7 protein-coding genes are annotated in these 12,441 nt (G+C 55.6%); 1 reads left to right on the top strand and 6 read right to left on the bottom strand.

Features of this window, described 5'->3' with window-relative positions:
- Positions 1–69 precede the first annotated feature (69 nt).
- The 5 genes from ACN28R_RS00635 to rlmD all read right to left on the bottom strand — a co-directional run bounded on the left by ACN28R_RS00635 (position 70) and on the right by rlmD (position 8,291).
- Positions 70–909, bottom strand: a complete 840-nt coding sequence (locus tag ACN28R_RS00635) for a nuclear transport factor 2 family protein (RefSeq protein ID WP_048637662.1) — start codon at positions 907–909, stop codon at positions 70–72.
- A gap of 142 nt (positions 910–1,051) precedes the next feature.
- Positions 1,052–2,449, bottom strand: coding sequence for an NAD(P)/FAD-dependent oxidoreductase (locus ACN28R_RS00630; protein WP_048637661.1), 1,398 nt, complete (start codon positions 2,447–2,449; stop codon positions 1,052–1,054).
- An 828-nt stretch (positions 2,450–3,277) separates the two neighbouring features.
- Positions 3,278–4,078 carry a nucleoside triphosphate pyrophosphohydrolase gene (gene mazG, locus ACN28R_RS00625; protein WP_095833294.1) on the bottom strand — a complete coding sequence of 267 codons (801 nt, stop codon included), beginning with the start codon at positions 4,076–4,078 and terminating at the stop codon, positions 3,278–3,280.
- Between the two features lie 452 nt (positions 4,079–4,530).
- A complete protein-coding gene (gene relA, locus ACN28R_RS00620; protein WP_095833293.1) occupies positions 4,531–6,762 on the bottom strand; it encodes a GTP diphosphokinase in 2,232 nt (743 codons plus the stop codon).
- A 191-nt stretch (positions 6,763–6,953) separates the two neighbouring features.
- On the bottom strand, positions 6,954–8,291 hold the full coding sequence (rlmD, locus tag ACN28R_RS00615) for a 23S rRNA (uracil(1939)-C(5))-methyltransferase RlmD (protein WP_095833292.1): 1,338 nt from the start codon (positions 8,289–8,291) through the stop codon (positions 6,954–6,956).
- 164 nt (positions 8,292–8,455) lie between these two features.
- On the opposite strand from rlmD, the gene barA reads away from it, so the two are divergent.
- Entirely contained in the window at positions 8,456–11,230 is a 2,775-nt protein-coding gene (barA, locus tag ACN28R_RS00610; protein WP_095833291.1) for a two-component sensor histidine kinase BarA, read from the top strand.
- A 61-nt stretch (positions 11,231–11,291) separates the two neighbouring features.
- Here the strand turns inward: barA and ACN28R_RS00605 are convergent, their stop codons facing one another.
- Positions 11,292–12,434 carry a glycerate kinase gene (locus ACN28R_RS00605; RefSeq protein ID WP_095833290.1) on the bottom strand — a complete coding sequence of 381 codons (1,143 nt, stop codon included), beginning with the start codon at positions 12,432–12,434 and terminating at the stop codon, positions 11,292–11,294.
- Between the last annotated feature and the right edge of the window lie 7 nt (positions 12,435–12,441).

The raw sequence follows: 12,441 nt of genomic DNA, 5'->3' as shown, positions 1-12,441 counted from the left end.
AAATTTCTCCCGGAAATTTTTTGTGGCGTGCCGTCCCTGGCCGCCCCCTACGGCCGTCGCTAGGCGACGTCAAAAATTTCTCCCGGAAATTTTTTGCTGTAGGTAGGATTTCGGCGACATCCCGGTCTCCTCCCGAAAACAGCGGTAAAAAGTCGACAACGAGTGAAAGCCCGCGGCCTTGGACGCATCTTCAATGCGCGGCAGCGGACTCGGATCGCTGTCCCACTGCGTCAATATATGGCGCAACCGAAGCCGGTTGAGATATTGGTAAAACGTGCAGCCCATCACCTGATTGAGAAAGAAGGAAATCTGGTTACGGGTATAGCCGGTGGAAGACGCAACCTGAGTCATGTCCAGTTCGGGGTTCAGATAGGGCCGCTGCTGGGAAAAGTACTGCTGAATATCGTTGGTCATAATGCTCAACTGCCGGGCGGACAACCCCAGCCGCTGGATCGTCACCCTTTGGCGCGCGTCTTCCTGCGGCGTCTTACGCTGGGACAGCAGGGACGCGTACTCGTTTACCCGGATAATCAAACCGTCACGAACGGTAACGACCTCGCAGCAGCAGATAACGGCGCGGTTATCGCTGCCGCTGAGCGGCGTCTGGTATTGCAGGGTCGCGGTATCTTCGTCGACGCGCAGACGATCGATGTAGTGCAGTGTTTCTTCCGTCGATTTCGACAGGCAGGCATACAGATAGTCACGCAGCTCATCCGGCGCAATGCGGCATCCTTGAAAAAAGTCGTTATACTCCACCTGCGGAGAAAACAGGCTCAAGAGCCAGTCGATGTCGCGCTGCCACCAGGCTTGGTAATAATTCATCATGACCGTCTGCGTGTGAATATTTGCCGTACCCGAAGGGTAAGGCGCGGTTTCAAGCTGAGCAGGCCAGTGGATATCATCGTCCATTATCATTCTCATCGCTGATTCATCACATAATCGCCGGTTCATACTATAAAAGAACAACCGCCCTATACCATCACCCTACCGGAGAACAAGCGCCCTCAGGTCATCCCCCGTGCCAGGCTCCCCGGCAAGAAACCCCGCACGATCAGGAATCGAAACCGATGCCGAGAGCATCGAATGTTTTCAGCAGAAAGTTCCGATGCCCGTCCCGGTCTTCACGCGCCAATGAACGGACGGCCATCTGTACCCCGGCAAAACGCAGCGGCTCCGGCGGAAAGCGGAACGGCGCCCTGGACGTCATACGTAATTCGGTACGCGCGGTTTTTTCCCCGGCGAGGAGATCCAACATGTTCAGCGCAGCGAAACGGCAGGCCGAGACGCCCAATCCGGTAAAGCCCAAGGCGTAAGCGATCTTGCCCTGGGCTTCACAGCCGGTGAAAAACGTCGTACGGGCAGACGCGTCGATGATGCCGCCCCAGGCATGACTGAATCCGATATCCTTGATGGCGGGGAAAACCTCGCAAAACTGTTCGGCAAGACGGTTAAAAGTTTCAGGCCGCTGGGTCAACGACTCGTCGCGGCGGCTGCCGAAATGATAGATGGCGTCGTATCCTCCCCACAGAATACGGTTATCGGCGGTTTTGCGGAAATAGTGGAACTTATTGCCGCTATCGGAGATGCCGTGACGTCCAATCCAGCCAATCGCCTCCAACTGCTGCTGGCTCAGCGGATTGGAGACGATCGCATAGTCATAGACGGGGATCACGGTCGACTCCAGGTGACGCAGCAGCGGCTTGGAGATATTGGTTGCCAGCACCACCTGTTTGGCGATGGCCTCACCGGACTGCGTTTGTAACAGGACATGCCGTTTATGAGGCGTCAATGTGGTCACCGGGCTGTTTTCAAACAGGGCGATATCTTGCGACAAACAAACCCGGCGCAGTTCACTTACCATTTTAGCCGGATTGACCAGAGCGTAATTCGGCTCAAAAAGCCCGGCGCTATAAAAGGGGGTGTTTACCTTCTCGGCCAGTTTGTCGCCTTCCAGAAATTCACACGCCAGGCCGAAGTGCTGGTATTCCTCCTGCATCGAACGCAATCCCTCTATTTGCCAGGGATGGCGGGCAAGATTCAACTGCCCCGTACGTTCAAATTCAATCTGCATGCCCCAATCATCCAGATCCGCCGCCAGTTCATCCAGGTTGTTTATCCCCATGGCAATAATCTTTTCCGCTTCCTGCGGCCAGCGGCTAGCCGCGATGGAAACGCCATGAGAAATACTTGGGGAGCAAAAGCCGCCGTTGCGGCCGCTCGCTTCGGAACCGCAGCGCTTGGCCTCGATAACGGCGATCTTTTTTTCCGGCCAGCGCCGACGGGCCAGCAGTGCCGTCCACAGGCCGGTGTAACCGCCGCCGACGATGGCGAGATCGCAGAAAATGCTGTCCCGCAATTCGGGGGCCGGCGCTTCCTCAGCGAGCGTATCCAGCCAGAAAGGATAGGGTTTTACGTTAACAAACGCGTCCTGATTCGAATACAGCGTCATAAAAGACTCCTGAAAAACAACTGGTCTCAACTATTCATGTCTTGAGCCTAAACACAGCTCGAGATGAAACAAAGACCGTCATTTTCCGTGCGGGTCCGCAAGAAAAACCGCAATGGCAAAAAGCCGCGCCATTAGCGAGGATGTGACGCATGAATATTCAGGGAGCCATCAGGAAAAGCTATCGGATTGGTCATCAGACCGGTTGATGACTCGCCGTGCGGCGTTCTAGGGGAGATAGGCGCCCATGTTAGCACCCCCTACCCGGCCTCCCCCTTGTCAGCTGTCTCTTAGTCACAAATGTAGGGGCTATGACGGGGTTTGCCGTTATCCGGCGTAAGAAATTATGCTGAGGAGATAGCAGGCTTAGGATGAGCCGCACGGACGCGGCGAAAGCTTGCGCCACGTCTGACAAAAACGCCTGGAGCGTTTTTGAACAGCGCTTGCGCTGGCCCGTTAGGGCGAGTCTCAGGGATGAGACGAGTATTCCGTGTCGCAAGCGGTCCGTTAAGCCTGATACCGACGAAGTCATCGCGCAGCGACATAATTTAGCCGCAAGCCGGGGTTCATAGGGGGCTGGCGTCTGAGCCCCCTATGTCGGGCGCGTGCTGCGAGGCAGCATGAAAATAGCGGCATTGTGGCGCACGAAACTATCTCCAAGTCCGCATAAAAATATGACTAAGAGACAGCCCTTGTCAGGGGGAGGAGCTAACACATTAAAAATAGCGGTTTTTTCCCCTCCCCTGCGAAGGGGAGGTGTTGGGTTGGGGTTGGAGCCAGAAGGTTTGTCGGCAGTCTGAAACGGAACCGTTGGCGGCGCGCGTATGGCGGTTAACGCTGTTTTTCCCTGGTTTTCACCTGCTGCCAGGCGGCCTCCATCTCTTCCAGCGTGGCCTCCTCCAGCGTTTTGCCAGCTTCGATAACGATCTGTTCCACCTGACGGAAACGCCGGCTGAACTTGCGATTGGCCTCTTGCAGCGCGCGTTCCGCCTTGTGTCCCAAATGGCGGGAAAGGTTAACGGTGGCGAACAGCAAGTCGCCGATCTCCTCGCCCAACCTCTCCGTATCCACCACCGCCTGACGCGCCTCGTGCATGACCTCGTCGATCTCCTCATACACCTTGTCCACCACCGGGCCGAGCGTCTCCCAGTCGAAGCCGACCGCGGCGCAGCGCTGCTGGATCTTCTGCGCTTTCATTAACGCGGGCAGCGCATCAGGAATATCATCCAGCGGTGAATGGCGATCTTTTTCAGATCGTTCCTGCGCTTTGGTCTGCTCCCAGCTCGCCAGCGCGGCTTGACTGTCTGCCGGCGTCGCCGCATCCGCGAAGATGTGCGGATGACGACGTTCCAGTTTGTCGCTGATGGCGTTGCAGACGTCGGAGAAATCAAACAGCCCCTGCTCCTGCGCCATCTGCGCGTAAAACACCACCTGAAACAGCAGATCGCCCAACTCGCCGCGCAGGTCGTCAAAGTCCTTACGGCTAATAGCGTCCAGCACTTCGTAAGTCTCTTCCAGCGTGTACGGGGTAATGGTGTCAAACGTCTGTTTACGATCCCACGGGCAGCCGTTTTCCGGATCGCGCAGGGTTTTCATTATGGCGAGCAAGCGCTCAACAGCGGGTGAAGTCATTGGCTATCTCAATTTAAAATTAGGGTAAATAACATGCTGCGGATAGTGACATACGGATAGTAATTAAACAAAAGGCTCTTCATATGCTGACAAGTGATAAATTTCGTGCGTGATAAATATCCGTATTTCTCTGGCGCATTGCGCCACGCCCGACAAAGGGATGCTCAAACGCCGCATCCCTTTGAACCCGGGCTTTTGGCTGAAATCACGCCGCTAGCGCGGTTCCTTCGACATTCGCCCCCTTTTCCGAACCGCCAGTGACGGAATACTCGTCTCATCCCTGAGACTCGCCCTACCGGACCAGCGTAAACGCTGTTTAAAAATGCTCCCGGCATTTTTATCCGACACGGCACTGGCTTTCGCCGCGTCCTGCGGCTCATTCGCGGGGTCGCCCGCCTCAGCGTAATTTCTTACGCCATTGTAAAAACCAAAAAGGCAGCCCCAAAACCCATTTATCCCCCTTGCTGGCGGCGCGCGTCGATCACATCCGGCAGTTGATTGAGCTTGGCCAGCACGCGGCCCAGCACCTGCAGGTTATAGATCTCGATCTCCATATCGATGGTGGCCAGTTGCTGCTTGGTATCGCTACGGCTGGATACCCCCAGCACATTGACCTTTTCATTCGCCAAAATGGTGGTGATATCACGCAGCAGGCCGCTACGATCGTTGGCTGTGACCCTGACGACCAGGGAATAGCCGCTGGAATAGCTTTCCCCCCACACGGCATCCACAATACGTTCAGGCGCATGGCTACGCAGTTCTTCCAGTTGCTCGCAGTCGGCCCGGTGAATGGAAATCCCCCGCCCGCGGGTGATAAACCCGGTGATATCATCCCCCGGGATCGGCTGGCAGCAGCGCGCAATATGGTGCATCAGGTTGCCGACCCCTTCGACGACGACACGCCCGTTATCCTTGTTACGCGTGGCCGGCGGCGGGGATTTCTGCGTCAGCTGACGCAGCGCTTCACGATCCTGCTCTTCGGCGCTGGGCTGCTTAAGCTGCGATTGCAGGAAATTCACCATCTGGTTAAGACGAATATCCCCACCGCCAATCGCCGCCAACAGCTCATCCAGAGAATTCACGTTATAGCGCGGCAGCAGCAGTTTCTCCGCCGTTTTCAGGTTGATCCCCAGATGTTCCAACTCATCATCCAGAATCTGACGACCGGCCAGGATGTTCTTGTCTCGATCCTGTTTACGGAACCAGTTATGAATTTTGGATCGTCCGCGGCTGGTGGTGATGTAACCCAGGTTGGGGTTCAGCCAGTCACGGCTTGGATTCGGCTGCTTCTGCGTGATCACTTCTATCTGATCGCCCATCTGTAACTGATAGGTGAACGGAACAATCCGTCCGCCGATTTTCGCGCCGATACAGCGGTGACCGATATCGCTGTGAATATGGTAAGCGAAATCCAGCGGCGTCGAGCCGGCAGGCAGATCGACCACATCGCCTTTCGGCGTAAACACGTAGACCCGATCGTCAAACACCTGACTGCGCACTTCATCCAGCACTTCGTCCGAATCCGCCATCTCTTCCTGCCAGGCGATCAGCTTGCGCAGCCAGGCAATCCGACCTTCGTAACCGGTACGACCGCCGGCGACCGTGCCTTCTTTATACTTCCAGTGCGCCGCTACGCCCAGCTCGGCGTCTTCGTGCATCTGCCGGGTACGAATCTGGATCTCAAGCGTCTTGCCCTTCGGCCCCAGCACCACCGTGTGAATAGACTGGTAGCCGTTCGGTTTGGGGTTGGCGACATAGTCATCAAACTCATCGGGCAAATGGCGATAATGCGTATGCACGATACCCAGCGCGGCATAGCAATCCTGTAAACGCTCCACCACGATACGCACCGCCCGCACATCAAACAGTTCGTCAAATGACAGCGATTTTTTCTGCATCTTGCGCCAGATGCTGTAGATATGCTTAGGCCGCCCATAGATTTCCGCCTGCACGCCCTCTTCTTTCATGGCGGCGCGCAGCGTTTTCACAAAGTCATCAATGTACTGTTTGCGATCGATACGGCGCTCGTGCAGCAGCTTCGCAATCCGTTTGTACTCATCAGGATGCAGATAGCGGAAACAGAAGTCTTCCAGCTCCCACTTGAGCTGCCCGATCCCCAGCCGGTTGGCTAACGGCGCATAAATATTGGTACACTCTTTCGCCGCCAGCACCCGTTCTTCTTCCGGGGCGTCTTTCACTTCACGCAGGTGGGCGATTCGCTCCGCCAGCTTGATCACCACGCAGCGAAAATCTTCCACCATCGCCAGCAGCATACGGCGGATATTGTCCACCTGCTCTGAGGCGACGGAATCATTCTGCGTGGCTTTTAGCTGACGAATAGCGTCCATATCGCGCACGCCGTGCACCAAATCCATGATGCCTTTGCCAAATTGTTCGCCCAGCGTGTCTTCATCCACCACGTCGGCATTGGCGAGCGGGAACAGCAGCGCCGCACGCATGCTGTCATTGTCCATACTCAGCGTGGACAGAATTTCCACCATCTCGATACCCCGCCACAACAGCAGCATGGCATCGGGGTGGCCCTGGGTTCGTTGCTCGCAGTAATGCAAGGTTTCGGCTAAACGTTCACACGATTGCTGACTGGTTATTCCAAGTGAAGCAATCCACGCGTCAGGTACGAATTCGCCAGCCGTATTCAAATGCGCACTTCTTACCGCAACCATAATTTCTCCCTACTTATACTCGTCATACTTCAAGTTGCAGGTGTGTTGGCTGCCCTCATTCACCCCAGTCACTTAGTTATCTAAGCTCCCGGGGATTCACTCCCTTGCCGCCTTCCTGCAACTCGAATTATTTAGAGTTATACCCATCATCTTTCAAGTCGAAGAGGCGTCAGCCGCCTGCCTTCCTGAAGTTACCGGGTATTCGCCTCACCGGAATCGCGCACAAACAAGGCCATCGATTCAAGGTGTCCGGTATGTGGAAACATATCCAGCATCGTCACATTCGACAACCGATAACCGGCATCGAGCAATATTTTGCTGTCGCGCGCCAGCGTGGTCGGGTTACAGGAAACATAAACCACCCGCCGGGGCGACAGTTTGACAATCTGCGGCATGACGCCCGCGGCGCCAGCCCGTGCCGGATCGAGTAATATTTTATCAAAACCTTGAGCGGCCCAAGGCTGCCGAGTGATGTCATCCTCAAGATTTTGGTGAAAAAATGTGACATTGGAAAGGGCGTTGCGCCGGGCGTTCTCGCGTCCTTTGTCCACTAACGCGACCACGCCTTCAACGCCGACGACGCTGGCCGCCCGCTGCGCCAGCGGGAGCGTAAAATTACCCATGCCGCAGAACAGATCCAGGATCCGGTCCTGGGGCTGAACATCCAGCCAGGACAACGCCTGATTGATCATCTGCTGATTGACCGCATCATTGACCTGAATAAAATCGCGCGGGCTGAATGCCAGCGTTAACCCCGCGACCCGGTACACCGGGGCTTCGCCGTACAGGCAAGTCAGGGATTGCGCATCTTCGGCCAGATAGACCGATACCGCATGCTGCCGCGCGAAGTCGCGTAACGCCTGGCTATCCGCCTGGCTCAACGGATCCAGATGGCGTAACACCAGCAGCGGACCGTTATCCGCCTGCACCAGCTCAACGTGCCCTAATCGTTTCACCGCCTGTAAGCGGCTCAGGCATGCATACAACGGCGCCAACAGCGCTTCCAGCTCCGGCCGCAATATCGGACAGGCGCGGATATTGACCAGATCGTGCGAACCCGCCTGCCGGTATCCCATCAATAGGCGCTGCTGTTTCGCCTGATAGTATAACGCAAGCCGCGCCCGTCTCCGGTATGCATACGCCGGTCCGGCTATGGGAGCGGCGGCCTGTGCGGTCACGCCCGTTTCGCGCGTCATCAGGCGCATTAACGACGATGCTTTGCTGCGTTGCTGTAACGCAATATCGGCATGTTGCTGCTGGCATCCGCCGCAAACGTTAAAATGCGGGCATTGCGGTTCCACGCGTTGCGGACTGCGCGTCAGTAAACGTTTGAGCCTGGCATGCGCGAACTGGCGTTTTTCGTCCGTCAGTTGCACTTCCGCCTGCTCTCCCGGTAAAACGCCGGTAACAAAAATGGTTTTACCCTGATGGCGAGCAACCCCTTGACCAAACGGATCAAGGTCGTCTACCGCGACGGTTATTGTTTGCCGGGTCGTCACACGCCGGTTTGGAGAGTAGAATTGCGCCATAATTTATGATTCGGTTTATAACAACCCTAATTTTTAAGCTGAATATTGATTGATACCCAATAGATTGCAAGATGCAGGGTAATGCTCTAACTAATTCGAGTTACAGGACGCCTGCGACTTGAAGTATGACGGATACAGGCTTAATTCTCCCACATTGGAGCCCCATGACCAAATACAGTCTGCGTGCGCGCATGTTAATACTGATTCTAGCGCCGACATTACTGATCGGGCTGCTACTCAGCATCTTTTTCGGCATCAACCGGTATAACCAATTGCAGGCGCAATTGGCCGATACGGGAGCCAGTATCATTGAACCCTTGGCGGTGGCCAGCGCTTATGCCATTGCCAAAAATCAGTGGGACACGCTGCAGCCGCTGATTAATACCCTTCATCGCCGCCATTCCGATGTCATCAGAGCGATCAGTATTTTTGACGATCAAAATCGGCTGATCGTCACCACCAATATTCGTCACGAAGACGTCCCCGAACATCAGACCAAAGAGACGCCCGGTTACGGCGAGCCGCATCTCTACCATTCGGGCAACTTACTGATCCTGCATATGCCCATCATGGCCGACAGTGAGTTCGCCCATAACATAAAGCCGACCTTGTTCAACGCCATGGCGCCTATCGGCTACCTTGCCGTTGAGCTGGATATCAATTCCATCAAACTCCTGCAATATCAGGAAATTTGCGTCGCCGGTCTGCTACTGCTGCTCTGTATGGGGGTGGCGGCGCTGTTTGCCTATCGCCTGATGCGGGACGTCACCGCCCCGATCCGCAATATGGTCGAAACGGTTGATCGGATCCGGCGTGGACAGTTGGACAGCCGGGTCGAAGGTCATATGCTGGGTGAGTTGAATATGCTGAAAAACGGCATTAATTCGATGGCCATGTCGTTAACCGCTTATCACGAAGAGATGCAGCAGAACATCGATCAGGCGACTTACGATCTGCGGGAGACGCTTGAACAGATGGAGATCCAGAATGTCGAGCTGGATCTGGCGAAAAAACGGGCGCAGGAAGCGGCGCGAATCAAATCCGAGTTCCTGGCGAATATGTCGCACGAATTAAGAACACCGCTTAACGGCGTGATTGGCTTTACCCGCCAGATGCTGAAAACATCGCTGAATCCCACACAGACCGACTATCTGCTGACCATTGAGCGTTCCGCCAATAACCTGCTGAATATCATTAATGATGTGCTGGATTTCTCCAAGCTGGAAGCCGGCAAACTGGTATTGGAAAACATTCCCTTCTCATTGCATAACACGCTGGATGAAGTGGTCATGCTACTGGCCCATACCGCGCATGAAAAAGGGTTGGAGCTTACCCTCGACATACAAAATGATGTGCCGGAGCAGTTCGTCGGCGATCCGATGCGGGTCCAGCAAATCATCACCAACCTGTTGGGCAACGCCATTAAATTTACCGAACAGGGCAACATTGATATCCGGGTGGAAAAACGCCGTCAGGAACGCCATATCGTTCAGTTGGAAATTCAAATCCGCGATACCGGCATCGGCATTGCCGAACGGCAGCAGTCACAGCTTTTTCAGGCATTCCGGCAGGCAGACACCAGTATTTCACGGCGCCACGGGGGAACCGGGCTGGGGTTGGTGATCACGCAGCGGCTGGTCAAAGAGATGGGCGGCGATATCAGTTTCCACAGCCAGTTAAACAAAGGCTCCACATTCTGGTTCCATATCAATCTGCCGTTAAACCCCCAGGCCACGCCCAAACATAATATGTATCGCATGCTGCGCGGCAAAAGTCTGGCGTACATTGAATCCAATCCGGCGGCGGCGCAGGCCACGCTGGATATTCTGAGCCAAACGCCATTAACGGTAAGCTACAGCGCTACGCTCGAACAGCTCCCCAATGCGCCTTATGATATTCTGCTGCTGGGCATTCCCGTGCATTACCGCAATACGCTGCTCGACTACACGCCCAAGATCCGCGACGTTTGCCGGCGCGCGCCCTGCGTGATATTGGCGCTGCCCAGCCTTGCGCAGATGGACGCTGAACAGTTGAAGTTGTTTGGCGTTCACGCCTGCCTGAGCAAACCGATCTCCGCCCCCCGGCTATTGCCGTTGCTGCAAGATAATTCGCTTTTCCAACTGCCTCTTCTGCCGGAAAGCACCAAGGCGCCGCAGCCGCCGTTATCCCCTGCCGAACGGCTGCCGCTAAGCGTAATGGCGGTGGATGATAACCCGGCCAATCTGAAATTGATCGGCGCCCTGCTGGAAGAACTGGTAGAAAAAATCATTCTGTGTGAAAACGGCGCGGAGGCCATTTCTCAAGCCAGAGAGCAGGACATTGACATCGTTCTTATGGATATTCAGATGCCGGGCATGGACGGCATCCGCACCAGTGAATTGATTCGCCAGTTGCCCAATCACGCGGAAACGCCGATTATCGCCGTTACCGCCCATACCCTGAGCGATGAGCGCGATCATCTGCTACAGGCCGGAATGGATGATTATCTGGCGAAACCGATTGACGAGCAGATGCTGAAAAAAGTGTTGTCCCGCTATTCTCACATCGAAGAGACGTCTCCCGTAGCGGATGAACATCAGGATAGACAACTGTCTCTGGACTGGACGCTGGCGCAGCAGCAGGCGGCCAATAAGCCGGAACTGGCGCGCGAACTGTTACAGATGCTGCTGGACTTTCTGCCGGAGGTCCGCCAGCAGGTTGAGGACATGATGAACGATCAGCCGAGCGATACCCTCGTCGATCTGATCCACAAACTACACGGCAGCTGTAGCTACAGCGGCGTTCCGCGCTTGAAACGGATCTGCTGTTATCTGGAGCAGCAGCTTCGCAAAGGGATCGATGCCAGCGAACTGGAACCGGAGTGGCTGGAACTGCTGGATGAAATCGATAATGTCAGCAAAGCGGCCCGGCGACACCTGAACATTACCGCTCCGCAGTGAGTATCAAGGCAGGCGCGCTACGGACCGCGCCTGCCTTCATTCCCGGATAGCGCATCAGTCACTAGGATAATCCCTGCGATAGTTTGATGGTGGCGGCGATATTACGCGCCGTCATGCGTACATTTTCCGCGGCGTTATCCAGCGCCTCTTCCAGCGAACAGATGTGGTACAACACGCTGAATACCGCATCCAGACCATGCTCATGCACCACCCCGACATCCGCGGTCAAACTACCGGCAATACCGATAACCGGCTTATCGTAACGTTTTGCCACTCTGGCGACGCCAATCGGCACCTTGCCGTGAATCGTCTGACTGTCAATGCGGCCTTCGCCGGTAATCACCAACGACGCGTCCCGCACGATCTCATCCAGCCCCAACGCCTCCGTGACGATCTCGATTCCCTGCCGCAAATCAGCGCCGCAGAACGCCAGCAACGCGGCGCCCATTCCGCCGGCCGCTCCCGCGCCGGGAACCTGTTCTACATCGGTATCCAGATCATGGCGGATGACTTCAGCATAATGCCCGAGCGCATTATCCAACTGCTCAATCATCTGGTCGGTCGCCCCTTTTTGCGGACCAAAAATCGCCGACGCGCCCTGTTCACCAGTCAGCGGATTGGTGACATCACACGCCACCTCAAAACGGCATTTTTTTATGCGCGCATCCAGCTCGCCGATATCAATGCTGGCCAATTTATCGAGTTCGCCGCCGCCAAAACCAATCTGTGAGCCGGAGGCATCAAGCAGCTTCGCGCCCAGCGCCTGCGCCATCCCCGCGCCGCCATCATTGGTGGCGCTGCCGCCAATGCCGATGATGCAATGCTCCACGCCGTGATCCAGCGCACAGCGAATCAACTCGCCGGTGCCGTAGCTGGTGGTTAACAGCGGATTACGCTGCTGAGCCGGCACCTGTTCCAGACCGCTGGCCGCGGCCATTTCAATAAAGGCCGTTTTTTCATCGCCCGACAGCCCAAAAAAAGCGGCAATATTATCGCCTAACGGACCGGTGACCTTAACATTGACAATCCGTCCATTGGTGGCCGCCACCATAGCCTCAACGGTCCCTTCCCCGCCATCGGCAACCGGCAATTTGACATAGCAGGCATCGGGAAACACGTCACGAAACCCCCTCTCAATTTGCGCGGCGACATCTTGTGCCGACATACTTTCTTTATAAGAATCCGGTGCGATAACTATTTTCATAAACGAT

The organism is Brenneria goodwinii (assembly GCF_002291445.1).
In the GTDB taxonomy this organism is placed as follows: Bacteria; Pseudomonadota; Gammaproteobacteria; order Enterobacterales; family Enterobacteriaceae; genus Brenneria; species Brenneria goodwinii.
Note: the sequence above shows the minus strand (reverse complement) of the source record. Positions and strands in the feature narration are given on the sequence as shown.